This window comes from Sinorhizobium fredii NGR234, from assembly GCF_000018545.1.
Lineage (GTDB): Bacteria > Pseudomonadota > Alphaproteobacteria > Rhizobiales > Rhizobiaceae > Sinorhizobium > Sinorhizobium fredii_A.
The window spans coordinates 3839917-3865913 of sequence record NC_012587.1; the positions used below are offsets into that span (position 1 = coordinate 3839917).

Annotated in this window: 27 protein-coding genes and 1 pseudogene; 10 read left to right on the forward strand and 18 right to left on the reverse strand. The window is 64.7% G+C overall.

Annotated features, from left to right (window positions below; all coding sequences use genetic code 11):
- Nucleotides 1-15 precede the first annotated feature (15 nt).
- A complete protein-coding gene (pheT, locus tag NGR_RS29250) occupies nt 16-2442 on the forward strand; it encodes a phenylalanine--tRNA ligase subunit beta (RefSeq protein WP_012710093.1) in 2427 nt (808 codons plus the stop codon).
- A 219-nt stretch (nt 2443-2661) separates the two neighbouring features.
- Here the strand turns inward: pheT and NGR_RS29255 are convergent, their stop codons facing one another.
- The 3 genes from NGR_RS29255 to NGR_RS29265 form a co-directional block, all read right to left on the reverse strand.
- A complete protein-coding gene (locus tag NGR_RS29255; RefSeq protein ID WP_012710094.1) occupies nt 2662-3042 on the reverse strand; it encodes a VOC family protein in 381 nt (126 codons plus the stop codon).
- 26 nt (nt 3043-3068) lie between these two features.
- Entirely contained in the window at nt 3069-3428 is a 360-nt protein-coding gene (locus NGR_RS29260; protein WP_012710095.1) for a nuclear transport factor 2 family protein, read from the reverse strand.
- A gap of 321 nt (nt 3429-3749) precedes the next feature.
- Entirely contained in the window at nt 3750-4241 is a 492-nt protein-coding gene (locus tag NGR_RS29265) for a ferritin-like domain-containing protein (protein WP_164924564.1), read from the reverse strand.
- A 231-nt stretch (nt 4242-4472) separates the two neighbouring features.
- Between NGR_RS29265 and NGR_RS29270 the strand changes: the two genes are divergently transcribed.
- Complete coding sequence (locus tag NGR_RS29270) at nt 4473-5243, forward strand: SDR family oxidoreductase (RefSeq protein WP_012710097.1); 771 nt, start codon at nt 4473-4475, stop codon at nt 5241-5243.
- Nucleotides 5244-5265: 22 nt separating this feature from the next.
- Nucleotides 5266-5895 carry a hypothetical protein gene (locus tag NGR_RS29275; RefSeq protein WP_012710098.1) on the forward strand — a complete coding sequence of 210 codons (630 nt, stop codon included), beginning with the start codon at nt 5266-5268 and terminating at the stop codon, nt 5893-5895.
- Between the two features lie 4 nt (nt 5896-5899).
- Here NGR_RS29275 and NGR_RS29280 read toward each other — a convergent pair whose 3' ends face one another.
- Entirely contained in the window at nt 5900-6850 is a 951-nt protein-coding gene (locus tag NGR_RS29280) for an aldo/keto reductase (protein WP_012710099.1), read from the reverse strand.
- Between the two features lie 266 nt (nt 6851-7116).
- On the opposite strand from NGR_RS29280, the gene NGR_RS29285 reads away from it, so the two are divergent.
- The 3 genes and pseudogenes from NGR_RS29285 to NGR_RS33885 all read left to right on the forward strand — a co-directional run bounded on the left by NGR_RS29285 (nt 7117) and on the right by NGR_RS33885 (nt 10497).
- Nucleotides 7117-8103, forward strand: a complete 987-nt coding sequence (locus NGR_RS29285; protein WP_012710100.1) for a Gfo/Idh/MocA family protein — start codon at nt 7117-7119, stop codon at nt 8101-8103.
- Between the two features lie 102 nt (nt 8104-8205).
- The gene (gene xseA, locus NGR_RS29290; protein WP_012710101.1) at nt 8206-9789 is read left to right on the forward strand and encodes an exodeoxyribonuclease VII large subunit; all 1584 of its coding nucleotides are present in this window, start codon (nt 8206-8208) and stop codon (nt 9787-9789) included.
- 14 nt (nt 9790-9803) lie between these two features.
- Nucleotides 9804-10497, forward strand: a pseudogene (locus NGR_RS33885) (NAD(P)H-dependent oxidoreductase).
- Between the two features lie 5 nt (nt 10498-10502).
- Here NGR_RS33885 and NGR_RS29305 read toward each other — a convergent pair.
- Entirely contained in the window at nt 10503-11000 is a 498-nt protein-coding gene (locus tag NGR_RS29305; protein WP_012710104.1) for a MarR family winged helix-turn-helix transcriptional regulator, read from the reverse strand.
- A gap of 125 nt (nt 11001-11125) precedes the next feature.
- Here NGR_RS29305 and NGR_RS29310 point away from each other — a divergent pair, with 125 nt between their 5' ends.
- A complete protein-coding gene (locus tag NGR_RS29310; RefSeq protein ID WP_164924698.1) occupies nt 11126-12001 on the forward strand; it encodes an EamA family transporter in 876 nt (291 codons plus the stop codon).
- Between the two features lie 114 nt (nt 12002-12115).
- On the opposite strand, the gene NGR_RS29315 is transcribed toward NGR_RS29310, so the two are convergent.
- Nucleotides 12116-13372 (reverse strand): aminopeptidase, encoded by a 1257-nt coding sequence (locus NGR_RS29315; RefSeq protein WP_012710106.1) that lies wholly within the window; start codon nt 13370-13372, stop codon nt 12116-12118.
- An 82-nt stretch (nt 13373-13454) separates the two neighbouring features.
- Nucleotides 13455-14141 carry a glutathione S-transferase family protein gene (locus NGR_RS29320; protein WP_012710107.1) on the reverse strand — a complete coding sequence of 229 codons (687 nt, stop codon included), beginning with the start codon at nt 14139-14141 and terminating at the stop codon, nt 13455-13457.
- A gap of 84 nt (nt 14142-14225) precedes the next feature.
- On the opposite strand from NGR_RS29320, the gene NGR_RS29325 reads away from it, so the two are divergent.
- Nucleotides 14226-14681, forward strand: a complete 456-nt coding sequence (locus NGR_RS29325) for a MarR family winged helix-turn-helix transcriptional regulator (protein ID WP_164924565.1) — start codon at nt 14226-14228, stop codon at nt 14679-14681.
- Between the two features lie 153 nt (nt 14682-14834).
- Here the strand turns inward: NGR_RS29325 and ybaK are convergent, their stop codons facing one another.
- From ybaK to tatA, 4 genes are all read right to left on the reverse strand, one after another.
- Nucleotides 14835-15308 (reverse strand): Cys-tRNA(Pro) deacylase, encoded by a 474-nt coding sequence (gene ybaK, locus NGR_RS29330; protein ID WP_164924566.1) that lies wholly within the window; start codon nt 15306-15308, stop codon nt 14835-14837.
- Nucleotides 15309-15313: 5 nt separating this feature from the next.
- Nucleotides 15314-15664, reverse strand: a complete 351-nt coding sequence (locus tag NGR_RS29335; RefSeq protein WP_012710110.1) for an ArsC family reductase — start codon at nt 15662-15664, stop codon at nt 15314-15316.
- 80 nt (nt 15665-15744) lie between these two features.
- Entirely contained in the window at nt 15745-16374 is a 630-nt protein-coding gene (locus NGR_RS29340) for a YitT family protein (RefSeq protein ID WP_012710111.1), read from the reverse strand.
- Between the two features lie 14 nt (nt 16375-16388).
- Entirely contained in the window at nt 16389-17558 is a 1170-nt protein-coding gene (tatA, locus tag NGR_RS29345) for a tyrosine aminotransferase (RefSeq protein ID WP_012710112.1), read from the reverse strand.
- 211 nt (nt 17559-17769) lie between these two features.
- Between tatA and NGR_RS29350 the strand changes: the two genes are divergently transcribed.
- On the forward strand, nt 17770-18237 hold the full coding sequence (locus tag NGR_RS29350) for an Lrp/AsnC family transcriptional regulator (RefSeq protein WP_012710113.1): 468 nt from the start codon (nt 17770-17772) through the stop codon (nt 18235-18237).
- A gap of 112 nt (nt 18238-18349) precedes the next feature.
- On the opposite strand, the gene NGR_RS29355 is transcribed toward NGR_RS29350, so the two are convergent.
- The 6 genes from NGR_RS29355 to NGR_RS29380 all read right to left on the reverse strand — a co-directional run bounded on the left by NGR_RS29355 (nt 18350) and on the right by NGR_RS29380 (nt 23925).
- Nucleotides 18350-18937, reverse strand: coding sequence for a hypothetical protein (locus NGR_RS29355; protein WP_012710114.1), 588 nt, complete (start codon nt 18935-18937; stop codon nt 18350-18352).
- Between the two features lie 4 nt (nt 18938-18941).
- A complete protein-coding gene (locus tag NGR_RS29360; protein ID WP_202800176.1) occupies nt 18942-20630 on the reverse strand; it encodes an SWIM zinc finger family protein in 1689 nt (562 codons plus the stop codon).
- Nucleotides 20627-21028: a hypothetical protein gene (locus NGR_RS29365; RefSeq protein ID WP_012710116.1), complete on the reverse strand. Its 402-nt coding sequence runs from the start codon at nt 21026-21028 to the stop codon at nt 20627-20629. The genes NGR_RS29360 and NGR_RS29365 overlap by 4 nt, the downstream gene beginning before the upstream one ends.
- A gap of 206 nt (nt 21029-21234) precedes the next feature.
- Nucleotides 21235-22797: a glutamine-hydrolyzing GMP synthase gene (gene guaA / locus NGR_RS29370; protein WP_012710117.1), complete on the reverse strand. Its 1563-nt coding sequence runs from the start codon at nt 22795-22797 to the stop codon at nt 21235-21237.
- A 106-nt stretch (nt 22798-22903) separates the two neighbouring features.
- The gene (locus NGR_RS29375; RefSeq protein WP_012710118.1) at nt 22904-23542 is read right to left on the reverse strand and encodes a 5'-methylthioadenosine/S-adenosylhomocysteine nucleosidase; all 639 of its coding nucleotides are present in this window, start codon (nt 23540-23542) and stop codon (nt 22904-22906) included.
- Nucleotides 23539-23925 (reverse strand): PaaI family thioesterase, encoded by a 387-nt coding sequence (locus NGR_RS29380; RefSeq protein ID WP_234782428.1) that lies wholly within the window; start codon nt 23923-23925, stop codon nt 23539-23541. The genes NGR_RS29375 and NGR_RS29380 overlap by 4 nt, the downstream gene beginning before the upstream one ends.
- 224 nt (nt 23926-24149) lie before the next feature.
- Between NGR_RS29380 and NGR_RS29385 the strand changes: the two genes are divergently transcribed.
- A complete protein-coding gene (locus NGR_RS29385; protein ID WP_164924567.1) occupies nt 24150-24704 on the forward strand; it encodes a GNAT family N-acetyltransferase in 555 nt (184 codons plus the stop codon).
- Here the strand turns inward: NGR_RS29385 and NGR_RS29390 are convergent.
- Nucleotides 24701-25789: a DUF1513 domain-containing protein gene (locus NGR_RS29390; RefSeq protein ID WP_164924568.1), complete on the reverse strand. Its 1089-nt coding sequence runs from the start codon at nt 25787-25789 to the stop codon at nt 24701-24703. The two genes, NGR_RS29385 and NGR_RS29390, sit on opposite strands and share 4 nt — an antisense overlap.
- Between the last annotated feature and the right edge of the window lie 208 nt (nt 25790-25997).

Below are 25997 nucleotides of genomic sequence, written 5' to 3' on the forward strand. Positions count from 1 at the left end.
GACACAGGTGAAATCATGAAGTTCACGCTTTCCTGGCTGAAGGACCATCTGGATACCGAGGCCTCGCTCGAGGAGATCTGCGCGCGCCTGACGATGATCGGGCTCGAGGTCGAGGATGTCGACGACAAGGCCGCCTTCAAGCCCTTCGTCATCGCCAGGGTCATTTCCGCCGAGCAGCACCCGAATGCCGACAAGCTGAAGGTTCTGAAGGTCGACACCGGCTCCGGCGAGCCGGTGCAGGTCGTCTGCGGCGCCCCCAATGCACGCAAGGGCCTCGTCGGCGCCTTCGCGGCCCCCGGCACCTATGTGCCGGGCATCGACGTGACGCTCTCGGTCGGCAACATCCGCGGCGTCGAAAGTCGCGGCATGATGTGCTCGGAAAAGGAATTGGAGATTTCCGATGACCACACCGGCATCATCGACCTCGCCGAGGACGCCCCGCTCGGCGCGAGCTACGCCGCCTATGCCGGCCTCGACGATCCGGTCATCGAGATCAACCTGACGCCGAACCGGCCGGATTGCACCAGCGTCCACGGCATTGCCCGCGACCTCGCCGCCTCCGGCCTCGGCACCCTGAAGACGAAGCCGGCGCCGTCCTTCTCGGTCGAAGGCGAAACGCCGGTCAAGGTCCGGCTCGACCTCGGCGACGACCGGCATCTCTGCCCCGGCTTTGCGCTGCGCCTGGTGCGCGGCGTCAGGAACGGCCCGAGCCCGGCCTGGATGCGCCAGCGCCTGACGGCGATCGGGCTTCGGCCGATCAACGCGCTGGTCGACATCACCAACTACCTGACCTTCGACCAGGGCCGTCCGCTGCACGTCTTCGACGCGGCCAAGGTCAGCGGCAACCTGACGGTTCGCCGTGCCAAGGAGGGCGAGAAGGTGCTGGCGCTCGATACGCGCGAATACACGCTGTCGCCCGCCAATGTGGTGATTGCCGACGAGGACGGCGTCGAATCGATCGGCGGCGTCATGGGCGGCGAGCATTCCGGCTGCGACGAGGCGACCACCGACGTGCTGATCGAGTCGGCGCTCTGGGATCCGATGAACATCGCCAAGACCGGCCGCAGCCTCGGCATCATCACCGATGCGCGCTATCGTTTCGAACGCGGCGTCGATCCGGAATACATGGTGCCGGGCCTCGAACGGGCGACGGAACTGGTGCTGCAGCTCTGCGGCGGCACGGCCGCGAAGCTGGACGTCGTCGGCTATGAGGGCCACACGCCCAAAATCGTCGATTTCCCGGTTTCCGAGGTCAAGCGGCTGACCGGTCTCGACGTCTCGTCGGAAGAGAGCGTCTCGATCCTCGAAAAGCTCGGCTTCGGCGTGGCGGGGTCCGGCGAACGCTTCCGCGTCACCGTGCCCTCCTGGCGGCCCGACGTCGACGGCAAGGCGGACCTCGTCGAGGAAGTGATGCGCATCCACGGCGTCGACAACATCGTCGCCGCGGCCTTGCCGAGCCACAAGGCCGTCAACGGCAAGATCCTGACGACACTGCAGATCCGCACCCGCCAGGCGCGGCGCGCGCTTGCAAGCCGCGGCATGCTCGAAGCGGTCACCTGGTCGTTCATCTCGGAAGACCAGGCAAGGCTGTTCGGCGGCGGCCAGCCGGCGCTGAAGCTCGCCAATCCGATCGCCGCCGACATGTCCGACATGCGTCCGTCGCTGCTGCCCGGGCTGCTGACCGCTGCGCAGCGCAACGCCGACAAGGGCTATGGCGATGTGGCGATCTTCGAGGTGTCCGGCACCTATGAGGGCGACACGCCCGACACCCAGCGCCGCGTCGCCGGCGGTGTGCGCCGCGGCACCGCATCGCTCACCGGCGCCGGCCGGCTGTGGTCGAATGCGGCCAAGGGCGGCGGCAAGCCGGTCGACGTCTTCGACGCGAAGGCCGATGCGATCGCCGTGCTCGAAGCCTGCAGCGTGCCGATGGGCAATGTCCAGTTCGAAGCCGGCGGTCCGGCCTGGTATCATCCGGGCCGCTCCGGCACGATCAAGCTCGGCCCGAAGATCGTGCTTGGCGCCTTCGGCGAGTTCCACCCGAAAACCCTCGACGCCCTCGACGTCTCCGGTCCGATTGCCGGCTTCGAGATCTATGTCGATGCGATGCCGGAGCCGAAGAAGAAGACGACGCGCACCAAGCCGGCGCTGGAACTCTCGCCGTTCCAGGCGGTGAAGCGCGACTTCGCCTTCGTCGTCGACAAGACGGTGGAAGCGGCGGCGATCGCAAGGGCGGCCTCCGGCGCCGACCGCAAGCTGGTGACCGGTGTCAACGTCTTCGACGTCTTCGAAGGGTCGTCGCTTGGCGAAGGCAAGAAGTCGATCGCCATCGAGGTGACGATCCAGCCGGTCGAGCGCACGCTGACCGACGAGGATTTCGAGGCGCTGACCGCTCGCATCGTCGCCAATGTGGCGAAAAGCACCGGCGGCGTGCTGCGCGCCTGACGATGAACAAGGCGCTGTAGGCGAGAGAGCCAAAGAACCCCTCCCCAACCCCTCCCCACAAGGGGGAGGGGCTTACGATGCCGCGCCCGCATCCCCTCGCTACCAGCGATTTCGGGAGCGGGGAGGTTGATGGTCGCACCTGCCCGGGTCGCGGGCGCCGAGCCCCTCCCCCTTGTGGGGAGGGGTTGGGGAGGGGTCTTCTCACTGCCGACGCGAGCGTCAGCCAACAGGTTGCAGTAACTCGATCCGATTCCCAAACGGATCGCTGAGATAGCGGCGCACAAAGCCCGCGAGCGGCTCGTCTTCACTGACTTCAACCCCGGCCGCCTGAAGCCGTGCAACCAGTTCGGAGAGGTTATCGATGATCAAGGCGGGATGCGCCTTGCGAGCGGGCGAGAAATCCTTCTCGACACCGAGATGGATCTTGACGCCAGCCTGCTCGAACCAGCAACCGCCGCGCACCGCGAGAATGGGCGGCTTGGCCACCTCCGGAATTCCGAGCAGGCCGGCATAGAACCGCCGAGCCTCCGCTTCGCCGCCTTCCGGCATGGCGAGCTGCACATGGTCGATTGCAATCACCTTTCCGGATCCTGGCGGCATGATCCCTCGTCTTGAACCCGGACGGACTACGCGTGCCGATGCCAGACCTTGTTGACGATCAGCCAGCGCCCGTCGATCTTCAGCAGAGACAGGTAGTCCGTATAGCGCGAGCCGCCGAACTCATCGATCACCTTGACGCTCGCCGCGTCGCCGGTGACATGGATCAGGTCAAGCTCCATCAGCGGTTGCGTCTCCGGCGGTGCCGAACCTTCCTCCGAGACGGCGGCGATGAAGGCGTCGCGCGTGAGCCATTCGACCGAGTCTTTGAAATTGCCAACGATCGAGGCGCTGGGATGAAAGGCCTTCCGCAGCGCCGCCTCATTGGCGAAAGCCATGCCGTCGACATAGAGATGGACGACTGCGCTGATGGCCTGCTCGTCGGACATGCTTCATTCCTCCATTCATGGGCGGCGAAGGAAGCACAGCTGCGTTCCGCGCGCTCGTGCATCCGGGGCACTATCATAGTTAGGGTATCGCAGCGGAATTGCGATACCCGTGGCCGGTAGCCGGCTTTCTACCTTTTCGATTCGCGCGTCGGCCGCCACGTGGAGGAAGGGGTGCTCGAAGACGGATGCACGCCGATGCCGGCCGGCTATCTCCAATAGCCGAGCTGTCGCCGGATGCGTCCGGCGCTCCGGGCTTTCATCGATTTCTTCCGCCACCCGGCATGATCGGCGACCGGCCCATTCGCCGGTCGCCGATAACGATCAGGCGGCCTTCCTGTTCGATTTGGCCGTTGCAAGTTTCGTGAGGTCCTGATCGGTGACGACCTCTTCCTTCAGGGTTGCATCGAGAAGCGGCACCGCGTCCTTGAGACCGATGGTCTGCGCCCAGGTCTTCAAGGTGCCGTAGCGGGCGATCTCGTAGTGCTCGACGGATTGCGCGGCAGAGATCAGGCCAGCGTCGAGGGCGGCCGTGCCCTTGAACTCGTCCATGATTTCCTCGCCTTCGGCAATAATCCCCTCGATGGCCTCGCAGGTCTTTCCTTGGGCCCGTTTGCCGATCAATTCGAACACTTGCTGCAGCCGCTCGACATGCGTTTCGGTCTGTTCCCGGTGCTTTTCGAACGCCGCCTTGAGCTCCGGTGCCTGGGCGCCGCGTGCCATCTTCGGAAGAGCCTTCAGGATCTTGCGCTCGGCATAGTAGATGTCCTTGAGCGCGTCATAGAACAGGTCGTCCATTGTCTTTTCCTTGGGCATTGTCGATTTCCTTCCTTGTCCGGTGGGGAGGTTTGGCAGTGACGCCCACTCAACATCAGACAGAGGCATTTGTTCCTGTCCCACGGGGAAAATGCGCAGCTTGTCCGTCCTTTCTTCCCGTCGATCGGCTGCGGCTGCGGCCGCTAGCGCTCTACCGAAATCGGGTGGCGGCAACAGCCGCCGTCTGGGATTTTGCGGCTCGTCAACGACAACAGGCGTGAGGAACACACTATGGCGAGACTTGAAGGAAAAGTGGCGATCGTGACGGGTGCAAGTTCGGGAATAGGCCGTGCGGCCGCCTTTCTCTTTGCGAGGCAGGGCGCAAGGGTCGTGGTCGCCGCAAGGCGCGTCGAGGCCCTCGAGCAGCTCGTCGGCGAGATCACGGAACAGGGCGGCGAAGCGGCAATGCTCGCCGGCGACCTGCGGGACGAAGGCCTGAACGAGGCGCTGGTCGAGCTGGCGCTCGGCCGCTTCGGCGGCCTGGATATCGCCTTTAACAATGCCGGCGCACTGGGCGCCATGGGCGAGGTCTCGGTGCTCTCGCTCGAGGGATGGCGCGAGACGCTCGACACCAACCTGACCAGCGCCTTTCTCGCCGCCAAGCATCAGGCACCGGCCATGATTGCGCGCGGCGGCGGTTCGCTCGTCTTCACCTCGAGCTTCGTCGGGCACACCGCAGGATTCCCGGGCATGGCCGCCTATGCGGCCAGCAAGGCCGGGCTGATCGGCCTGGTGCAGTCCCTGGCGGTCGAGCTCGGAGCCCGCGGCGTGCGGGTGAACGCGCTGCTGCCGGGCGGCACCGACACGCCGTCCAATGTCGCGAACCTGCCAAGTGCCTCTCCCGAGACGCGCGGCTTCGTCGAAGGCCTGCACGCGTTGAAACGCATGGCGCAGCCGGCGGAAATCGCCGAGGCGGCGCTTTATCTTGCCTCCGATGCTGCTAGCTTCGTCACCGGCACCGCATTGCTTGTCGATGGCGGCGTTTCGATCAGCAGGACATGATGAACGGGAGAGGGAGGAAAGAATGAGGAAACCGGGGTCGATGAAGTCGCTGGAAGATCTCGGCCGCGTGCGCCTGTCGAAAAACTTCTTCCTGCGCGATTTCCTGCATTCGGAAATCGCCGATTTCTACCGGATTCCCAACATCCCTGATGATCCGGATCTAGCCGTCGAGGCCGGTCGCAGGCTCTGCGAGGAGCTTCTCGAGCCGTTGCAGGCGACCTTCGGCCGGCTGCACATCCGCTCCGCCTACCGCAACCGCGCGGTGAACGAATTCGGCAACAGGAACAAGCTCAACTGCTCGACCAATGCCGCGACGGCGGCCGACCATATCTGGGACATGCGCGACGCGGAGGGCTGTATGGGCGCGACCGCCTGCATCGTCATTCCGTGGGCTTGGGACCGGGAACATGCGGCGGGCGGCTGGCAGAGTCTCGCCTGGTGGATCCACGACCACCTTCCCTATGCCTCGCTCTGTTTCTTCCCAAAACTTTGGGCCTTCAACATCCAGTGGCATGAGCGGCCGCAGCGGAGGATCCGCAGCTTCGCCGAGCCGCGCGGGCTGCTGACGAAGCCGGGCATGGCCAACCACCAGGGCAGCCATGCGCATCTCTACCCGGGTTATCCGCCGCTCGTGATGGCGGCGGGATCATAGGGGTTTACTGGCTCACGTCGTTGAGCCTTTGGATTGCCTCCTCCGAGAGCTTGAGTTCCGCGGATCTCACGAGGCTTTCGACCTGATCGCGATTGGTGGCGCTGGCGATCGGGGCGGTGACGCCGTCGCGGGCGATGATCCAGGCGAGCGCGATCTCCGCCTGTTTCGCGCCGGTCTCCTCGGCGATCTCGTCGAGCACGCCGAGAATGCGCATGCCGCGCCCGTCGAGATATTTCTCGACGCCGCCACCGCGGGCCGAGCCTTCGAGATCCGTGTGCGAGCGGTACTTGCCGGAAAGGAAGCCGCGCGCCAGGCTGAAATAGGTGATGACGCCGATCTCCTCGGCGATGCAGAGATTGCGCAAGGTACCGTCATAGGCGGCGCGGTCGTAGAGATTGTATTCGGGCTGCAGCACCTCGTAGCGCGGCAGGCCTCTTGCCGCCGCGATATCGAGGGCGTCGCGCAATTGCCCGGCATCGAGGTTCGAGGCGCCGATCGCCCGCACCTTGCCTTGCGACAGCAGCGTCTCATAGGCGGCAAGCGTTTCCTCGCAGGGCGTCTGCGGATCGGGCCAATGCGACAGATAGAGGTCGATATGGTCGGTCTGCAGGCGCCTCAGCGAGTCCTCGACCGCTTGCTGGATCCAGCGGCGCGAAAGTCCTTTGCGTTCCGGGCCAAGTTCCGAGCCGACCTTGGTGATGATCACTGCCTCGTCCCGCGCGCGCCCGGACTGCTTCAGCCACCCGCCGATGATCGTCTCGGACTCGCCGCCCTGGTTTCCGGGGACCCAGGAGGAATAGACATCCGCCGTGTCGACGGCGTTGAAACCCGCATCGAAAAAGGCGTCGAGAAGGCCGAATGACGTCTTCTCGTCCGCGGTCCAGCCGAACACATTGCCGCCGAAGACGAGCGGGGCGATTGAAAGACCCGTACGGCCAAGTCTGCGCATTTCCATGGTTTCGCTCCACGTTGGTTGGATGAAAACAAGCTGCGATCGGGAGGATTGCCGGTGAAACATAGGCCAGTTCCCTGCGGAGGACACCCGCCGGATTGGATTTTCTGGTCAGTTCGAGCCTTGCTCGGCACGTACCTCGGCGATAGTCTCGGCCCGCCCTGATCGTGCGATCTGGAAATATCAGGACGCGATCGATCCCCACACAGGTGCGGCCCGAGGGAGCCTCTGCCTTTCTTCGCGAGTCCGCTCTAACAGGAGACTGCTCCATGTTGCGCTTCGGAATATTGTCGACGGCCAGGATCGGCCGCGAACTGGTCGTGCCGGCCATTCAGGACGCCGAGAATTGCGTCGTCACGGCAATCGCCAGCCGCGACGTGGCCAAGGCGAGGGCGATGGCCGATCGCTTCTCGGTGCCGCATGCCTTCGGTTCCTATGAGGAGATGCTCGCCTCGGACGTCATCGACGCCGTCTACATCCCGCTCCCGACTTCGCAGCACGTCGAATGGGCGATCAAGGCGGCCGATGCCGGCAAGCATGTGCTTTGCGAGAAGCCGCTGGCGCTGAAGGCCGCGGAGATCGACGCGGTGATCGCGGCGCGCGACCGCAACAAGGTGCTGATATCGGAAGCCTATATGGTGACCTACAGCCCCGTCTGGCGGAAAGTGCGGTCGCTGTTGTCCGAGGGTGCCATCGGCAAGCTGCGGCACGTCCAGGGCGCCTTCACCTATTACAATCGCGACCCCGGCAACATGCGCAATGTACCGTCGCTCGGCGGCGGCGGCCTGCCGGACATCGGCGTCTATCCGGCGATCACCACCCGGTTCACCACCGGCAGGGAGCCGCTGCGCGTCCAGGCCAATACCGACCGAGATCCGGAATTCGGCACCGACATCTATTCGAGCGTTCGCGCCGACTTCGGAGATTTCGAGCTGAGCTTCTACATCTCCACCCAGCTCGCCGCCCGCCAGGTCATGGTCTTCCATGGCGACCAGGGTTTTATCGAAGTGAAATCGCCCTTCAATGCGGACCGCTACGGCCGCGAGGAAGTGGAGCTTACCAACCAGAATCACGCCCAGTCGCAGCTTTTCCGCTTCCAGGATGCGCGCCAGTACAAGCTCGAGGCGGAAGCTTTCGCGCGCGCCGCGAAGGGCGAGGCGGAAGAGGTCGTGACACTCGAGAGCTCCCGCCTCAACCAGAAATTCATCGACGCGATCTATCGCGCCAGCGAGCGGGATGGCTGGGAACCGGTCTGAGGCCGGCAAGGCGGCCCGCCACAACGGCGGGCCTCGCCAGAAAAACCGTAGAAAGGCGCCGCGGACTGCTGATCTTCGGCGCCCGGTCGGCTACAAAGGCGCATGACCTCTTTCTTCGATTCCGATTCTTCGTCCAATGTCGCCGAATATTCGGTGTCGGAGCTGTCCGGCTCGATCAAGCGCACGCTCGAACAGGCCTTCGAGCATGTCCGCGTGCGCGGCGAGATTTCCGGCTATCGCGGGCCGCATTCATCAGGCCATGCCTATTTCGCGCTGAAGGATGATCGCGCCCGGATGGAAGCGGTGATCTGGAAGGGCACTTTCGCGCGGTTGAAGCTTCGCCCGGAGGAGGGGATGGAGGTCATCGCGACCGGCCGGGTCACGACCTTCCCCGGCTCGTCGAAGTACCAGATCGTCATCGATTCGCTGGAACCGGCCGGCGCCGGCGCGCTGATGGCGCTCCTCGAGGAGCGCAAGCGCAAGCTTGCGGCCGAGGGCCTGTTCGATGCGGCGCGCAAGCGGCCGCTGCCTTTCATGCCGAAGGTGATCGGCGTCGTCACCTCGCCGACCGGCGCGGTCATCCGCGACATCCTGCACCGAATCGCCGATCGCTTCCCGGTCCACGTGGTCGTCTGGCCGGTGCGCGTTCAGGGTGACGGGGCGTCCGAAGAGGTCGCGGCGGCGATCCGGGGCTTCAATGCCCTGGAGGAAGGCGGACCCATTCCGCGCCCGGACGTGCTGATCGTCGCGCGTGGCGGCGGCAGCCTCGAGGATCTCTGGGGCTTCAACGACGAGGCGGTGGTCCGGGCGGTGGCGGCCTCCGGCATTCCGCTGATCTCCGCCGTCGGGCACGAAACCGACTGGACGCTGATCGATTACGCCTCGGACCAGCGGGCTCCGACGCCGACCGGAGCGGCCGAGATGGCGGTGCCGGTGAAAGCCGATCTCGAGGCGCAGGTCGCCAATCTGTCCGCCCGGCTGCAGGCAGCCGCGACGCGGCAGATGGATCACCGGCGCCACGCGCTCCGGGCGCTGGCCCGGGCGTTGCCGTCGCTCGACCAGTTGCTCGCCTTACCGAGAAGACGCTTCGACGAGGCGGCCGCCGGTCTCGGCCGCGGCCTGCAGATGAATACCGCCAACAAGCGCCGCAGCTTCGAGCGCATCGCGGCGCATCTGCGACCGGAACTGCTGACGACGAGGATCCGCGAGCAACGGCGGCATCTCCTCGAAGCGATAAACAAGGCCGAGCGCTGTGTGGAGCGCCAGATCGACCGGCGGCAGGCGCGCGTTTCCGCCGCCGACGCATCACTTCGCACGCTGCCCTCGCGTCTCGCGGGTCAGATCCATCGCTCATCGGATCGGGTCTCGGGTCTGGGCAGGCGGGCGGACGCGGCGATGGCTGCCGAGATGCGCCGGCTGAAAGGCGCGCTCGCGGCGCAGGACCGCGTGCTGCAATCGCTGTCCTACCGAAATGTCCTGCAGCGCGGTTTCGCGCTGGTGCGCGATGCCGCGGGCGATCCGGTGAAGCAGGCGGCGGCGGTGACGGCGGGCATGGCGCTGTCGCTCGAGTTTGCCGACGGCCGCGTTTCGGCGGTTGCGGGCGAGGAGGGCGCCCCCCCGCCGGCTGCGCCGAAGAAACGGGCGAGCCGGCCGGTCGTGCCGACGAAGCAGGGAAGCTTGTTCTAAGAGGAAGGGTGGCGATGCGGATTCTGATGGTCCTCGCCCACCCGCTTGAGGACAGCTTCGCGGCGAGTGTCGCAAAAGCTGCCAAACATGCCCTGGAGGGCCGCGGCCATACCGTCGATCTGCTCGATCTCTATCGTGAGCGGTTCGATCCGCGGCTCAGCGCCGCGGAGCGCGGCAGCTTTTTTGCGGAGCGATACGACGCCTCCGAGGTCACCGGCTGGATCGAGCGGCTTCGGGCGGCCGAAGGCCTCGTGCTCGTGTTTCCGCAGTGGTGGTTCAATTTCCCGGCGATCCTCAAGGGCTTCTTCGACCGCGTCTTTGCGCCGGGTGTCGCCTTCGAGCACGATCAGGCGGGCGGACGGATCATTCCGCGTCTCAGCAACATAAAACTCTTCTGGGCACTGACGACGACTGGGTCGCCCTGCTGCATGATTCCTTAAATCGGAATCGATTTAAGGACAAAATCATGCAGCATTTCAAAGTGCTACAGCGACCTTAGCGCGTCCGGTTGGACGCGCGGCGCTGTAGTGGGTGGTGCATCTCTATATGGGCAATCCGGTGCGCCGGCTGCTCAAGCGCGGCATCGCCGCCTTCTGCAGCAAGCGCCTCGACTTCCGGATGATCAATCTCCACGACATGGACCGGGCGACGGCGGCGAAGCGCAAGCGCCACCTCGATCGGGTGCGCGCCTTGGTGAGCCGCATCTGATCGGCTCATTCGAATGTCGCGAGAAATTTCCTAAGCAGCGCGTCGAGCGCCTCCTGCTCGTCGGGCTCGAGGCCCGCGATGAGGCGCTGCTGGTTGGCGACGTGGGCGGCCGCGGCGGCATCGATGCGCTTCAAGCCCTCTGGCGTCAACGCGATGATCACGCCGCGCCGGTCTTCGGGATTGTCCAGGCGCTCGACGAGGCCTGCTTTTTCGAGTTGGTCGATGCGGTTGGTCATGGTGCCGGAGGTAACCATTGTCGCCGCAAGCAACTCGCCGGGCGAAAGCTGAAAGGGAGCGCCGGAGCGGCGGAGCGTCGCCAAGACGTCGAAGCTTGCCGATGTCAGATCGTATTCGGCGAAGACCGTTTCCTGCTCCCGGGCGATATGGGCCCTGAGCCGCGCCAGGCGGCCGAGGGGACCCATGGCGGAGATGTCCAGCTCCGGCCGCTCCCTGCGCCACTGTGCCAGGATCTTGTCCACATGGTCCTTGTCGCTTTGCCTCATGCGCGCCCATGGTCTGACGGGCGGAGCCGCTCCGCGCCTTCGTCGTGGTTGTAATGCCTTGGTATCTTGACGTCAAGTTAAATTATGTTAGTTATCTTTATATCAAGATTATTGAGATGAAGAAAATGGAAGCGCGAAATTTCGACATTGCCTTCACGGCCATAGCCCCGGCGATCTGGGGAAGTACCTATCTGGTTACCACCGAATTCTTGCCGGCCGGCTACCCGCTGACGGTGGCGATGCTGAGAGCCCTGCCTGCGGGCCTCCTGCTGCTGCTCGTCGTCCGGCAAATGCCGACGGGCATCTGGTGGGCGCGCAGCTTCCTGCTCGGCGCGCTCAACTTCTCCTTCTTCTGGGCGATGCTGTTCGTCTCCGCCTATCGCCTTCCGGGCGGCGTCGCCGCGACGGTCGGCGCAGTCCAGCCGCTGATCGTCGTGCTGCTCTCCCGTGTCGTGCTCGGTTCGCCGATCCGGATACTAAGCATTGTCGGCGGTCTGGCAGGCATGGCCGGCGTCGCGCTTCTGGTGCTGACGCCCGGCGCGGCGCTCGATCCGCTCGGGGTCGTGGCCGGCCTGGCCGGCGCCGTCTCCATGGCTTTCGGCACGGTGCTTAGCCGGCATTGGACGCCGCCTGTCTCGCCGCTGACCTTTACCGCCTGGCAATTGGCGGCCGGTGGGCTTCTCCTTGTGCCGGTTGCTATGTTCTTCGAGCCCCCGCTGCCAGCGCTCACCGCCTCCAATATCATGGGTTTCGCCTATCTCGGCCTGATCGGCGCCGCCTTCACCTATCTTCTGTGGTTCCGCGGTCTGTCACGGCTGGAGCCCTCCCAGGTCGCACCGCTCGGCTTCCTGAGCCCCGTCGTGGCAATCTTGCTTGGTTGGGGCGTGCTTGGCCAGCAGATGACGGCGGTGCAGGTGTTCGGGATCGTCGTTGTGTTCGCAAGTGTCTGGATGAGCCAGCAGGCGCAAATGGTGCGCCGCACGGTGCCGGGTCGGACTTAATGAAATCGTGCATGTTGCGAGGCAACTGCCCCCTCACCCTAGCCCTCTCCCCGCACGCGGGGAGAAGGTGCCGGCAGGCGGATGAGGGGCCGACCCGCCGGCAGTAAAAACCTATCAGGCCCACTCGCCCTGACGCATCACCGGTACGCGGCTGCCGTCGGCACGCACGCCGTCGATGTCGACCGCGCCGGAGCCGATCATCCAGTCGATATGGATCAGGCTGGAATTGCCGCCTTGGGCGCGGATCTGCTCCTCTCTGAGGCTGGCACCGTTCAGGAAGCATTTCGAGTAGCACTGGCCGAGCGCGATGTGGCAGGAGGCGTTTTCGTCGAAGAGCGTGTTGTAGAAGAGGATGCCGGAGGCCGAGATCGGCGAGGAATGCGGCACCAGCGCCACTTCGCCGAGCCGGCGGGCGCCGTCGTCGGTGTCGAGGACCTTCTTCAGCACTTCCTCGCCGCGCGAAGCCTTGGCCTCGACGATACGGCCGCCTTCGAAGCGCACCTCAATATTGTCGATGAGCGTCCCCTGGTGTGACAGCGGCTTGGTGCTCGACACATGACCTTCGACGCGCAGCGCATGCGGCGTCGTGAACACCTCCTCGGTCGGGATGTTCGGGTTGCAGGTGATGCCGTTCTTTGCGGTCGAGGCGCCGCCGTGCCATTCGTGGCCGTCCGCAAGCCCCACCGTCAGATCGGTACCCGGGCCGCTGAAATGCAGCGCGGCGAAGCGCGCCTCGTTCAGCCAGGCCGAACGGCGGCGGAGATTGGCGTTGTGCTCCGCCCACGCGGCAATCGGATCGTCGACGTCGACGCGGGAGGCCGCGAAGATCGCGTTCGCCAGTTTCTCGACGGCGATCGCTTCCGGATCATCCGAAAAGACCTGCTTGGCCCAGGAGGGGTTCGGATAGGAGACGATGTTCCAGTTGATGTCGAAGTTGGAGATCTTTTCGAGCGCCGGCTTGTAGGCGATCGAATTGGCCCGGTTGGCGCGCGCCACCTTCTGTGGATCCTGAGACGAGAGCAGCATCGGGTTGTCGCCGGCGATCGCCAGACGCGCCGCGCCGCCGGCAAAGGCCTTCGCCATGCCCTGGTACAGCCAGTCGCTGGCCCGGTCGAAACTCTCGTCCGGCGCATGGGCGTAGCGGGCGAGCGTCGCCTCTTCGTCGGCATAAAAGGTCGTCACCAGCCCGGCGCCGCCCTTGTACGCATGCCTGGTGATGAGCCGCACCAGCGGCAGCGCGGCGATCGGCGCGGTCATCACCAAGTCCTGGCCACGCTGCAATTGCAGGCCGACCTTGACGGCGACCTCGGCGAGTTTTTCGAGCTTGGCGGCGTCGACGGGGTTTCTGGCCGACTGGAGGGGGGCGTTCATGGGAACTCCTTCTGGCATGTGATGCGGGTGCGCCCGTTTTAGACCGCTTCCCGCAAAAACAGAAGGCTCTGTTGTCTTCCAATCAGGCGGCGATCTTTCCGGTTTTCAGCAGGACCGCGTCGTGCTTTTCGAGAAACGCCACCAGCCGCGCGGCGTAGTCGTCGGTTACCGCTGCCTTGACGCTTGGCCGAGCCGCCAGTGCCTGACGCCAGGCGCCGACGCGCGGGCTGCCGTCGAAGATGCCGTGCTCCGCGATCGTGTCGAACACGTCGAAATAGCGGAAGATCGGCGCGAAGACGGCGTCGACGAGACTGAAACCGGCGCCGGCAAAATAGGGGCCGTCACCGAGTTCGGCCTCGACGGTCGCGAACTTCGTCTTGAGCGTGTTCCGCTTGGCCTCGAGTGTCTGCACGTCCTGTGTCGTCTCGTAGACCCAAAGATCCGAAAGAATGGAGGAGCCGAATTCCAGCCAGCCTCGGTGGCGTGCCCTGATCAGAGGATCGGCCGGGTGAAGCTTCGCGCCGGATTGCGTTTCTTCGAGATATTCGCAGATCACCGTGCTTTCGAAGAGGATCGCCTCGTCCTCGTCCTGCGGAATGCTGAGCAGCGGCACCTTGCCGAGCGGCGAGATCTTCAGGAACCAGTCGGGCTTGTTCGCAAGGTCGATATGGACGCGTTCGAAGGGTACGCCCTTTTCGTGAAGCGCGATCGCGGCGCGTTGCACATAGGGGCAGAGATGGTGGCTGATCAGGGTGAGGGACGCGGTCATCGGGGTCTCCGCTGTTCGTCAAAGTAGATGCAATTGCATATATAACGGGTTGCCAAATTCGTCAAGATAGATGTAACTGCATCTATGAAGGATGGGGACGGATCAGAGCAAACCGCGCCGACCGCGGCCACCACCGACGCATGGGTCGGGCTCATGCGGGCGCAGAGCCGCGTGCTTGCGGCAATCGAAAAGGACTTCAAGGCGGCAGGGCTGCCGCCGCTCGGTTGGTACGACGTGCTCTGGGAACTGGTGAAGGCCGACGCCGGCCGGTTGCGGCCCTTCGAGATCGAGGCCCGGACGCTGCTCGCCCAATACAATCTCTCGCGCCTGATCGATCGGCTCGAAAAGAAAGGTCTGGTGCGTCGCGAAGCCTATGACGAGGACGCCCGCGGCTGCTGGGTCACCGTCACCGAAGCGGGGCGGGCGATGCGGGCGCTGATGTGGGAGACCTATTCGCGGTCGATCGATAAGCACGTCGGCGCGAAGTTCAGCGAGAACGAGGCGGATGAGCTTGCCAAACTGCTCTCGCGGCTCAGTTGATACACGATGCCGGTTAGAGCGACCAAGCGTTAGATCGTGTGGGACGACGACGGGTGGCTCTTTAAGAGGAAGCGGCATCCTTACACCCTCTGGCCTGCCGGGGCAGGGCAGAGGGGGTAAGCCAAGCTCCAAGGCGCCGGCAATAGCCACGGCCTAAGCGATCAGCGGTGCGCCGATCGCCTTGAGCACGGCCTGCGCATCCTTCGGGTCGAGCCGCACCTGTAGCCCGCGTTGGCCGCCGTTGATATAGACCAGCGCTTCGCCGAGCGCGGCCTCCTCGATTGCGGTGGGCACGAGCTTCTTCTGGCCGAAGGGGCTGATGCCGCCGACGTGGTAGCCGGTCAGCCGCTCGGCCTCGGCCGGCTTCATCATGTTCGCCGACTTGCCGCCGAAGGCGGCCGCGAGCTTCTTCATGCTTACTTCGCGATCCGACGGCACAATGCAGCAGACCGGTTTGCCGTCCACCTCCGCCATCAGCGTCTTCAAGACCCGCGACGGATCCTCGCCGAGTGCTTCGGCCGCCTGCAGCCCGACGCGCTCGGCGCCCGGATCGTAGTCGTAGCTGTGCACGGTGAAGGCGATGCCGGCCTTCGTAAGCGTTTGCGTTGCCCGGGTGGTTTTGGACATCGCGCTCAAGCGCCGAATTCGGCTTCGTAGAGCTCCGGCTTGAAGCCGACGAGCAGCTTGCCTCCCGCTTCCAGGACCGGCCGCTTGATCATCGACGGCTGCTTGAGCATCAGCGCGATCGCCTTTTCGCCGGTCAGGTCCTGCTTCTCCGCGTCGGGCAGGTTGCGGAAGGTCATGCCCTGGCGGTTGAGGACCGTTTCCCAACCGAGCTCGGCGCACCAGCGCTCCAGGTGAGCGCGGTCGATGCCCTCGGCCTTGTAGTCGTGAAACCGATAGGCCGTGCCGCGGCCGTCAAGCCAGCCGCGCGCCTTCTTCATCGTGTCGCAGTTCCTGATGCCGTAGATGGTGACCGTCATTGCCCGAATCTTCTTTCGCCAAATTCGCGATCACACATAGCCGCGTGCGGCGCCGGAGAAAAGGCCGGAAGACCTCGATCTCAGGTCACGCCGGCATAGCGTCCGGGCTTGTGGTTGATCGCCAGCGTCATGTTGACGACGACAGCGCCGACGACCGACAGGAAGAGATTGGCCGGCGGCAGCACGAATGCGGAGGCCGCGAGGATCGCGAGATCGACGCCGAGTTGGAAATAGCCGGCGCGGATCGCCCATCTCTCCTGCAGGTAGATCGCCAGGATATTGATACCGCCGAGGCCGGTGCGGTGACGGAAGAGGATCAGCAGGCCCATCCCCATCAATGCGCCGCCGATGATGGCGGCATAGAGAGGATCGAGTCGGGCAAAGTCCACCCATTCTGCGGTCAGGCGGGAGAACAGCGAGACGAGGCTGACCGCAATGAAGGTGCGCAGCGCGAAGACCCAGCCGAGGCGCTTCACCGCCAGGATGTAAAAGGGCAGGTTGACGAGCGAGAAAGCGAGCCAGAAGGCGGCGCCGGTCGCATATTGCAGCAGCAAAGCCAGGCCGGCGGTGCTGCCGGTGATGAGCATGGCCTTGCCATAGATGACGACGCCGAGCGCCATGATCAGCGTCCCCGTGACGATTGCGAGCGCGTCCTCGTAGAGCCGGTGCCGCTCGGGCGCACCGGCGTTGGTGTTTTCGTCGACCTTCATATTGGCGAGTCCGTTCAGAGGCTGGTGAATTTCTGGATGACGTCGGCGACCTCCGCCGTCTTCAGCCCGGCGATATTGATGCGGCCCGAGCCTGGCATGTAGAGGCCGTGCTCGGTCCTCAGCCGCATCACTTCCGCCTCGGTCAAGGGCAGCATCGAGAACATGCCCTCCTGGTCGGCGACTGCCCCGAGGCTCTGCCAGCGGCTCCGGAGCCCTTCGGCGAGCGCCTGGCGTATGCCGGTCATGCGCAGCCGCATGCCTTCCAGTTCCTCGGCCCAGTCGCGGGCGAGATCCGGATCGGCAAGGATGGTGCGCACCACGGCCGCGCCATGGTCCGGCGGCATCGAATAGCTGGTGCGGGCAAGCCCGGCGAGGTTGGAGCGCACCGTGTCGGCGGAAGAGGTCGACGGGGTGACGCCGAAGATCGCACCGGTGCGCTCGCGATAGAGGCCGAAGGATTTCGAGCAGGAAACCGCGACGAGCGCTTCCGGAACGACGGTTAGGAGGTGGCGCAGGCCCGCGACATCCTGCTCGAGACCGCGGCCGAAGCCCTGGTAGGCGAGGTCGACGAGCGGCAGCAGGCCGCGCTCGGCGACCAGCGCCGCGATCTCCATCCATTGGGCTTCCGTCAGCACGCCGCCGGTCGGGTTGTGGCAGCTCGCATGCAGCAGCACCGCGTCGCCGGGGGCTGCACCTTCGAGCGCGCTGACGACATTGTCGAAGATCACGGACTGCGAGGGCATATCGAAGAAGTCGTAGGTGGCGATCTCGAGACCCGCCGCCTTGAAGATCGGTGCGTGGTTCGGCCAGCTCGGCAGGCCGAGCCAGATTTTCCGGCCGCCCATCCGGTAGATCAGATCGGCCGCCAGACGAAGTGCGCCGGACCCGCCGGGCGTCTGCACCCCGGCCACATGGCTGCGCTCGACCGTGTCGCCGCCGACGAGACGCCAGAGATGATCGAGGAACACCAGATCGCCCTCGGGCCCGACATAGGCCTTGGTCTCCTGTGTTTCGAGCAGCCGCTTCTCTGCCTCTTTCACGGCGCGGAAGATCGGCGTGCGCCCCGTTTCGTCGCGATAGACGCCGACGCCGAGATCCACCTTGCCGGGGCGTTCGTCCTTTCGGAACAGGCCGATCAGGGCCAGCAACGGATCGTCAGGTTGGCGAGCGAGGGCGTCGAACATGCTGGAAATCCCTATGAAACGGAGAAATCGATCGATAGTCGGCTTGAGGCAGCTGAAAGGCAAGCCGCGTCTGCGGCCCGTCCGTTTCTGTGTAGCGCAGGGTCAGCGCAAAATCGCCGATGAATTTGCGCATATCCAGGAGATAACTTATAGGTTTTTGCTCTGAATTGTACATTTGCACGTTCAGCTTGCTGAACCGAGGGGAGCCGCGATGGAACAACGGGCCGAACTGGATGCGACCGATCGCCGGATCATCCGGTTGCTGATCGCCGATGCGTCGCTCAGCAACAACGAACTGGCCGAGCGGGTGGGCCTATCGCCCGCACCGCTGTCGCGCCGGCTGGCGCGCCTCTACTTGACCGGCGTCATTCGCCAGACGGTCGTCGTCGACCCGAAGGCGCTGGGGATCGGCTTCCAGGCCTTTGTCGAGGTGACGCTGGAACGCACCGCCAGCAAGGTCGGGCAACGCTTCATCGAGTTGGTGTCCCGCATGCCGGAAGTTATCGAATGCCACACAGTTGCCGGCGACTTCGACTTCCTGCTGAAGATCGCGGTGCGCGATGTCGCCGATTACAAGCGCCTGCTCTGGAGCGAGTTCGAGCAGATCGCCGAGATCAAGACGCTGCGCTCGACCATTCTGCTCGACAGCCCGAAGATGGCTACCGGCGCGGCGCCGTAGGTCGCGGAAGCGCGCCGCTTGCGGTCTCGATGGCCCCTCATCCGCCTGCCGGCACCTTTCTCCCCGCAGGCGGGGCGAAGGGACTCGCGGCGCGCACCTATTAGCAGTTGCGTCACTCTTCTTGGACGGCCGGCAGATCGAGCGCGGAGCGCAGCACTCCGGTTCCCCGTTCGTAAAGCATCGCATAGCGCGCCGGCGCCAGAAGATCGGCCCATGGCGTAAATCTCGGAACGACCTTGTTGAAAGGGATCGTGCCGCAGCCTGGCGTGAGACAGTCGAACTTGCCTTTGGGACACTGACTGAACTTGCAGAGGCGGCCGAGATAGCGGTCGCTTCCCGGTTCGAACAGGAAGCCATCGACTTCATTGCTCGGAACGCTCATGCCGGCTCCCGCCTCGAAGGCCTCGCGCAAGGCCCTGGCGCATGCTTTCCGCAACTCGCCGAGCCGCTCCTGCGAGTCGATCCAAAGAGCCATGTCGAGATCGCCGCACTCGTGCCAGACCTCGATGCCGCGACGCCGGAACTCCCTGAAGCGGGGTACCTCCTTCCAGAGCGGTTTTGCGACCGAGCCGATGACGGCGATCGCCTGAACCTCCGGAAACGTCATCCAGGCGCGCGTGACGATGTCCGCCGCCAGGCGAAAGTCGCGCTGGCGCTTCACGAGATAACGGTTCTGGCTTTCGATTTCGGAGCGCCGCACGGACTCACCCCAAAAGCTTCATGAAATTACGCCTGCGGCCGTGTCGCGTCTTCAGCGACTCGACATAGTCCGCATGTTCGCCGGCGCTGCGCAAGCCGCCGATCCGGTCGATCAATCGGGCCGCTTCCTCGTAATTGTGATTGCCGCTGAGATTGACGAGTTGTTCGATCTTCTCGGCATAGACGCGGACCGCCTGCTCTGGATGGGTCGCCGCGCTTGCATCGGCAAGCGTCTGCCGCATTCCGGTCGAGACACCACGCCTCGATGACACTGCCCAGGCGGCGTCGAACCGCTCCTCATGCATCAGGATGCGCATGAGAAGATCGTACGGGGCGTAGAGACCAGCGTCCTTGCCCCCGGCCAGTTGGGACTCGATCGTCTGCACCGCGCTGTCGCAGACCGCTTCTCCCTCCAGTTCCCGGAGCTTCAGGTAGATCTCGAAATTCGGAACCTTCCTGAATGCCCGCCACAGGTGCTGCGCCGCATCCGTGGCGCGACCGATCTTCGTCAGGAGCTCGACGGCGATAAAGACGAGCTGCGCGTCGGGTCGCTCGTCCTCGAAGATCCACAGACCCTCCTCGGCCCAGCGCAGAGCTTGCTCCTCGCGGTCGTTCTTCCGGCAGAACCCTGCCAGTTCCAGGTAGTTCCAGGGCGACGACAGGTCCTTCGTGCGCAGCGCAATGCGCGCCTCGATATTGCGTTCGTCCGCGCCGACGGTGTCGAGAATCCGCCGCAATTGACTATAATCGGCAGTGTATGCGGTTCGGCTCCGCGTTCCACCGCCGCCGCGCAGTGGCGGCAACTTCTCCCAAGCCGCGAGCGCAAGGCGGCGGTATTCTGCGAGCCCTTCATCTCCCAGGATATCCGCATAGGTGCCGGCGGCGTTGTAGAAGGTGTCGTACTCGCCCTCCATCTCGCGCTTAAAGAGATCGCGGGCGAGTAAGACGGGGTCGGGTCGGACGGCACGCGCCGCAGCGAGATGGATATCGCGGGTCCGGTCGAGCAGCGTACTGCAATGGCCGTCGGAGTCGTCGATGTTTTCCATGGCGTCTTGGATTCGGTCGAAGGTGTGCTCCGCAAGCTGCAGGGCAAGTTCGCCATGGCCCTTGCCCGGCAGTTCCGCGACGACGTTAAGCACCCGATGCACGTCGGCCGCCCATCCGGCAGCTTCCCTGTACCCAACGTAATCGTCGATCTGCGTGGCGCTGTCGATGGCCCGCCTGAGGTGCTTCTCGATCGTCTTGCTGTCGCCGTCCGTGGCAAGCGCGGCCATGTCCAATCTATGAAGCAGGTCCGAATCGAACTCGGCGATCTCCATGATCATGTCGACCAGGGCGTCGATGCTCTTCGCCTGCAGATGAGCGCGAATGCGCGCGAAAGTGCCGGTGCCGTCTTGCCCTGCCTCGCCTCCGCCGGCATTGGCCGCAAGCGCCACTGCGACCATATGCTTGCAAGATCCGCGGTCGTCGAAGGCGACGCAGGTACAATCCCCACCGAACGCCCGCCCTTGGCCGGTAAGCTCGACGCGGTAGCTCTCCGTGCCTTTCACGCGCGCCAGTACGCGCTCCGGCTTGATCGCCAGAAGTTCGACGCGATCCTCGCGAAAATAAGCCTCGCCGCGTGCGAACACCGTCTTGCCCACAAGCTCCCGCAAGGCGTCGACGTTGAAATATACTTTGTTTTCAGGGCTCATATGGGCTGAAGCAACTCCTCGGTTTCGATAAGGTGGAGCGCCTCCTCGAGTGTGACACCGGAATAGAGGCGCCACCATCGCCCGGTGTGCCTGAACCACATGACGTCGAACCGGGTTTCGGCGACGCATTCCTCCAGATGGTTGAGGCGTGTGAAGGCCATGTCGAATTCTTGGCCGGCATTGTCGGCAAAGCCGGAACGGTAGCGCGTGATGAAGCTGTATTTGCCCGCTCGCCACTTGCCGAAAATATCGACCGGATAATTGAACTGGGTTGGGCGGATATTCGGCAGGAAGCGGGGCTTCAGCTTCTCCGCGATGAATCGCTCGCAGGTCGCGGCGACGGCCGCTTTTTCCTTGGGGTCAAGTGCCTTGACCCACCGCCACTCTCCCCGTGCCATGGACCCTCCTCGCTCGGTGATTTACAGCGCCGCGCGTCTTGTAAGACGCGCAAAGGTCGCTGTAGCACTTTGAGTGCTGCATGTCCTAAATCGCCTGCGATTTAGAACATGCAGCGGGCGGGGAACAGCCTATACGGAAGCTGCGACGGCGCAACAGCCCGGCCGGGTTATCCTCAGCGAAGGTGCAGGCACTGGAAGCGTCGCCCTCACTCCCACTCGATCGTGCCGGGCGGCTTCGAAGTGACGTCGTAGACGACGCGGTTGATGCCGCGCACCTCGTTGATGATGCGGGTTGCGGCGCGACCGAGGAATTCCATGTCGTAGTGGTAGAAGTCGGCGGTCATGCCGTCGACCGAGGTGACGGCGCGCAACGCACAGACGAACTCGTAGGTGCGCCCGTCGCCCATGACGCCCACCGTCTGCACCGGCAGCAGCACGGCGAAGGCCTGCCAGATGGCGTCGTAGAGGCCCGCCTTGCGGATCTCGTCGAGATAGATCGCATCGGCCTCGCGCAGTATTTCGAGCTTCTCGCGGCTGATGCCGCCGGGGCAGCGGATGGCAAGGCCCGGGCCGGGGAAGGGATGGCGGCCGATGAAGCTCTCGGGCAGGCCGAGCTCGCGGCCGAGCACGCGCACCTCGTCCTTGAAGAGTTCGCGCAGCGGCTCGACGAGCTGCATGTTCATCCGCTCCGGCAGGCCGCCGACATTGTGGTGCGACTTGATCGTCACCGACGGGCCGCCGGTGAAGGAAACGCTTTCGATCACGTCCGGATAGAGCGTCCCCTGGGCGAGGAAATCGGCGCCACCGAGCTTCTTCGCCTCTTCCTCGAAGACCTCGATGAAGAGACGGCCGATGATCTTGCGCTTGGTCTCCGGATCGCTGACGCCCTCGAGCTCGCCGATGAAGCGGTCGGACGCGTCGATGTGGAGGAGGTGGAGGTTGTAGTGCTCCTGGAACATGGCGACGACATTCGCCGCCTCGTCCTTGCGCATCAGGCCGTGGTCGACGAGGATGCAGGTGAGCTGGTCGCCGACGGCCTCATGGATGAGCAGCGCCGCCACGGAAGAATCGACGCCGCCCGAAAGCGCGCAGATCACCTTCTTGCCGCCGACTTGTTTGCGGATCGCCTCGACCGCCTTGGCGCGGTAGGCCGACATCGTCCAGTCGCCCTTGATGCCGGCGATCTTGTGGACGAAGTTGGAGATCAGCTTGGCGCCGTCCGGCGTATGCACCACTTCCGGATGGAACTGCACGGCGTAATATTTGCGCGTCTCGTCGGCGATGAAAGCAAAGGGCGCATTCGAAGAGGTCGCCACCACCTCGAAGCCTTCCGGCAGCGCTGTCACCCGGTCGCCGTGCGACATCCAGACCTGATGGCGGGAGCCGAGCGACCAGAGCCCGTCGAAGAGGGCACAGTCCTTCTCGACCTCCAGGAAGGCGCGGCCGAATTCGCGGTGATGGCCGCTCTCGACCTTGCCGCCGAGCTGGGCGCACATGGTCTGCTGGCCGTAGCAGATGCCGAAGACCGGCAGGCCGCTTTCGAAGATCACCGATGGCGCGCGAGGCGACCCGATGTCGAGCGTCGAGGCCGGGCTTCCGGACAGGATCACCGCCTTCGGTTTCAGGCGCTTGAAGCCCTCTTCGGCCGACTGGAATGGTACGATCTCGCAATAGACACCGGCTTCGCGCACGCGCCGGGCGATGAGTTGCGTCACCTGGCTGCCGAAATCGACGATGAGCACGGTGTCGGGATGGGCTGTCTGGGTCATGGCGGGCCTTCAAGCGAGCTTGATCATGGCGAGCCTTTAATGAAAGCCCGCCGCCGGCGCAACGTTTACATTGCACCCGGACAATTTAGGAGCTGCTGCGGGACTGTCAGAGCCGGATTTCGCCGCCGTCGAGCGCGCCTTCAAGCCGGTCGATTGCATCTGCCAGCTTCTCGTCGATGACGTGCAGATATTCCGTCCAGTCGCCGACATGCTGCAGTTCCGCCTTGCCGTCGGATATGCCGCGCAGCCCGATGAGCGGGACGCCGAAGCTCTGGCAGGCGCGCAGGATCGCATAGGTCTCCATCTCGACCATGTCGGCGTCGATATCGTCATAGGCCTTGCCGGAGACGATGTTGGCGCCGGTCGAAAGCCGTGCCTCCTTCACGCCTGGAATGCGCAACGGCAGTTCGACGACGGCGGGAAGGTCGAGGAAAGGTGTTCTGCCCTTCTCGAAACCGAGCGGCGAGGCGTCCATGTCGCGATAGGCGACCGACGTCGCCTGGTAGATTTCCGTCTGCTCGAGCCTTGCCGAGCCCGCCGAGCCGAGCGAGACGACGAGATCCGGCAGGTTGCCAGCCGCCTGGAGCTCGCAAAGCGCCCTGGTCAGGCCGACGGCCGCCTCGACCGGGCCGACGCCCGTCATCAGCGGTGCGATCCGCTGCTTGAGGCAGGGACCATACTCCGGTTCGACGGCCATCACGTAGAGGACCTTCTTGCCGGCCACCGGCTTCAGCTCGAAACTCATCCCTCGATCCCTTCACGGCCGCGCACCACCATCATCGTCCCGGTCATCGAGGCGATCAGCTTCGCCGGTCCGTCGGACCTGACCGCATAGGCCTTGCCATCCGAAACGATGATCGTCGTGCCTGGCTTCGTCACCTCACCACGGAACAGGAAGCGCTCGCCGCGGCCGGGCGACAGGAGATTGACCTTGAACTCGATCGTCAGCAGCGATGCGTCGGGGTCGATGAGCGAATAGCCCGCATAGGTCCCGGCGGCATCGAGCGCCGCCGAGATCACCCCGGCATGCAGGAGACCGTGCTGTTGCGTCAGCTTGGGATCGAACGGCAGCTCGATCTCCACGGTGCCCTGCTCGACACGGGTGAGTTCAGCACCGATCGTGCGCATGGCGGCCTGACGGTCGAAGCTCTCCCGGATGCGGGCACGAAAATCGTGTGGTTCGCTGTCGTCCCTCAATGCAAAAGCCCCTTGTCAAAACAGTCCTGGCTGCCCCGCCGCGCAGACAGTTGCATGCGTCGCGCGCGAGAACAAGCGCAATCGTCCGTACGCCGCAGGCCGCGAATCGAGGCCCCGGACTTTCGGCAGGCGGGCTGCGTCCATATATCATCTCGATGAGAAACGTCAGACGCATCGAGATCCGCTCGGCCGTGCCGGATGACGTGATGATGATCGCGTCGGTCCTTGTCAGCACCTGGCGCGCGACCTTTCGCGGCATCATTTCCGATGCCTATCTCGACGCGATGAAGGTCGAAGACCAGGCGATCGGCCATGCCCGACGGATGCGGATTCCGGGTGCTTTCCTCGTGGTCGCCGTCGACCTCTCGGACGAGCGGGTAATCGGCTTCGCGAATTACGGTCGGGCGAGGTCGATGCCGCCCCCCTTCGACAAAGAACTCTACGAGCTTTATCTGCTACCGGAATTTCATGGCGTGGGCATCGGCTCGGCGCTGGTGCGCACCGTGGCGGGCCATTGCCGTGAGATGCAGGCCTCATCGCTCTTCGCCTGGGTGCTGGCCGGCAATCCGAACCGGGCCTTCTATGAGCGGCTCGGCGCGCGGGCCGTCGGGCAGGGACGCGTCAGCGTCGGCCGCGAGAGCCTGGAGCAGATCGCCTATCGCTGGGACGATCTGGCGAAGCTTTCCGGCGCGGGAAGTCGATCGACCTAATCCTTGTCCAGCCGAATGATATGCTGGTCCCAGGCGACCGGGCTTCGGCGGCTCATGAACAGGCCGTCATAGGACGAGACGGCGAAGCCGGGCTTTGCGGCGGCAACGCCTGCCGCGTCTGCGACCCGCTCCTCCTTCACGACCGAACCCGTTTTCGCATCGAGCGTGACGGCGACGTTGCCCTTCGGCGACGTAAGGCCGACAAGGCCCTCGCGGCGGTTGACGGCGATGGCGCCGACATAGTTGGCGAGTGCTGCCGTCGTGCTTTCCGGCAGGGGAACGAAGGTCAGCTTCTCCCCCTTGGCGCAATGCCCGACCAGCGGCGGCAGGTCGTCGCGCGCCCCCTCGTACTGGCAGGCGAACCAGATCCTGCCGTCGGCGCCGATGTCGACATGCCGGGTGGAAAGCTGCCTGAGTTCAGCCGGCAGGCCATGTTTCTCGATGAGCGCTCCGGTCGCCGTGTCGACGAGGGTGAGGCTCGGTTCCATGCGGTCGAGATTGAGCTTGGTGCGGCCGAAATCCGGATGCGTCTCGATGCCGCCATTGGCGATGACGAGCGTCCCGCCCTCGGGGGCGAGCGTCATGTCGTGCGGGCCGATGCCATAGGTCGGGAACTCGCCGATGCGGGCAAAGCCACGTGTCCCGTCATAGACGCCGATCATGCCGCGATTGGCGGAAAAGTCGTTCTCGGTCGCGTAGAGCAGCCGCCCGTCGGCCGAAAAGCAGCCGTGGCCGAAGAAGTGGCGGCCTTCGGCGGCGGTGATCACGATCGGCTCGGCAGTGCCGTCGGTCGCCAGGATCATCGCATAGGTTCCGGGCCGGCGCGCAAAGGCGACGGCTCGGCGCGTCGCCGGCGAGAAGGCCATGCCGTGTGCCCGCGCCGGCAGCACCGTACGCTCGACGATCTCTCCCGCTTCCGTCAGCGTCGCGATGCCGTAGCCGCCGTCCGGGGCCATGAAGGCCGAGGCGAAGACGGCGTCGGTCCGTTCGAGCGCGAAGGCGCCGCGCGAGCCAAGCGTTGCCATCCAGACGGCCCCGGCCATTTTGACGAAGCTGCGTCGGTCGATGAGGGTCTTGGCGCTCATGCGATTTGCCCTGATGGGCCTGGGCGGAATCCGACCGGTTGGTAAGACCCCTCCCCAACCCCTCCCCACAAGGGGGAGGGGCTTTCCCCCGCTGCAGCCCGAGGTGCCATCTGCGACATTCGAGCCTGCTGAACCGTTGAGGTTGAGCGGGCCCGGCGCGGCATCGTAAGCCCCTCCCCCCTGTGGGGAGGGGCTGGGGAGGGGTTTC

Excerpts from the sequence above, each read along its gene's own strand:
- NGR_RS29320 (WP_012710107.1), bottom strand. The coding sequence starts at position 14,141 with ATGACCGCGTCCCTCACCCTGATCAGCCACCATCTCTGCCCCTATGTG.
- NGR_RS29265 (WP_164924564.1), bottom strand. The coding sequence starts at position 4,241 with ATGCCCAAGGAAAAGACAATGGACGACCTGTTCTATGACGCGCTCAAG.
- NGR_RS29390 (WP_164924568.1), bottom strand. The coding sequence starts at position 25,789 with ATGAGCGCCAAGACCCTCATCGACCGACGCAGCTTCGTCAAAATGGCC.
- tatA (WP_012710112.1), bottom strand. The coding sequence starts at position 17,558 with ATGTTCGACGCCCTCGCTCGCCAACCTGACGATCCGTTGCTGGCCCTG.
- NGR_RS29270 (WP_012710097.1), top strand. The coding sequence starts at position 4,473 with ATGGCGAGACTTGAAGGAAAAGTGGCGATCGTGACGGGTGCAAGTTCG.
- NGR_RS29350 (WP_012710113.1), top strand. The coding sequence starts at position 17,770 with ATGGAACAACGGGCCGAACTGGATGCGACCGATCGCCGGATCATCCGG.
- ybaK (WP_164924566.1), bottom strand. The coding sequence starts at position 15,308 with ATGTCCAAAACCACCCGGGCAACGCAAACGCTTACGAAGGCCGGCATC.
- guaA (WP_012710117.1), bottom strand. The coding sequence starts at position 22,797 with ATGACCCAGACAGCCCATCCCGACACCGTGCTCATCGTCGATTTCGGC.
- NGR_RS29275 (WP_012710098.1), top strand. The coding sequence starts at position 5,266 with ATGAGGAAACCGGGGTCGATGAAGTCGCTGGAAGATCTCGGCCGCGTG.
- NGR_RS29280 (WP_012710099.1), bottom strand. The coding sequence starts at position 6,850 with ATGGAAATGCGCAGACTTGGCCGTACGGGTCTTTCAATCGCCCCGCTC.
- xseA (WP_012710101.1), top strand. The coding sequence starts at position 8,206 with ATGACCTCTTTCTTCGATTCCGATTCTTCGTCCAATGTCGCCGAATAT.
- NGR_RS29310 (WP_164924698.1), top strand. The coding sequence starts at position 11,126 with ATGGAAGCGCGAAATTTCGACATTGCCTTCACGGCCATAGCCCCGGCG.
- NGR_RS29380 (WP_234782428.1), bottom strand. The coding sequence starts at position 23,925 with ATGCGCACGATCGGTGCTGAACTCACCCGTGTCGAGCAGGGCACCGTG.
- NGR_RS29360 (WP_202800176.1), bottom strand. The coding sequence starts at position 20,630 with ATGAGCCCTGAAAACAAAGTATATTTCAACGTCGACGCCTTGCGGGAG.
- NGR_RS29325 (WP_164924565.1), top strand. The coding sequence starts at position 14,226 with ATGAAGGATGGGGACGGATCAGAGCAAACCGCGCCGACCGCGGCCACC.
- NGR_RS29305 (WP_012710104.1), bottom strand. The coding sequence starts at position 11,000 with ATGAGGCAAAGCGACAAGGACCATGTGGACAAGATCCTGGCACAGTGG.
- NGR_RS29285 (WP_012710100.1), top strand. The coding sequence starts at position 7,117 with ATGTTGCGCTTCGGAATATTGTCGACGGCCAGGATCGGCCGCGAACTG.
- NGR_RS29365 (WP_012710116.1), bottom strand. The coding sequence starts at position 21,028 with ATGGCACGGGGAGAGTGGCGGTGGGTCAAGGCACTTGACCCCAAGGAA.
- NGR_RS29335 (WP_012710110.1), bottom strand. The coding sequence starts at position 15,664 with ATGACGGTCACCATCTACGGCATCAGGAACTGCGACACGATGAAGAAG.
- NGR_RS29255 (WP_012710094.1), bottom strand. The coding sequence starts at position 3,042 with ATGCCGCCAGGATCCGGAAAGGTGATTGCAATCGACCATGTGCAGCTC.
- NGR_RS29260 (WP_012710095.1), bottom strand. The coding sequence starts at position 3,428 with ATGTCCGACGAGCAGGCCATCAGCGCAGTCGTCCATCTCTATGTCGAC.
- NGR_RS29340 (WP_012710111.1), bottom strand. The coding sequence starts at position 16,374 with ATGAAGGTCGACGAAAACACCAACGCCGGTGCGCCCGAGCGGCACCGG.
- NGR_RS29375 (WP_012710118.1), bottom strand. The coding sequence starts at position 23,542 with ATGAGTTTCGAGCTGAAGCCGGTGGCCGGCAAGAAGGTCCTCTACGTG.
- NGR_RS29385 (WP_164924567.1), top strand. The coding sequence starts at position 24,150 with ATGAGAAACGTCAGACGCATCGAGATCCGCTCGGCCGTGCCGGATGAC.
- NGR_RS29315 (WP_012710106.1), bottom strand. The coding sequence starts at position 13,372 with ATGAACGCCCCCCTCCAGTCGGCCAGAAACCCCGTCGACGCCGCCAAG.
- pheT (WP_012710093.1), top strand. The coding sequence starts at position 16 with ATGAAGTTCACGCTTTCCTGGCTGAAGGACCATCTGGATACCGAGGCC.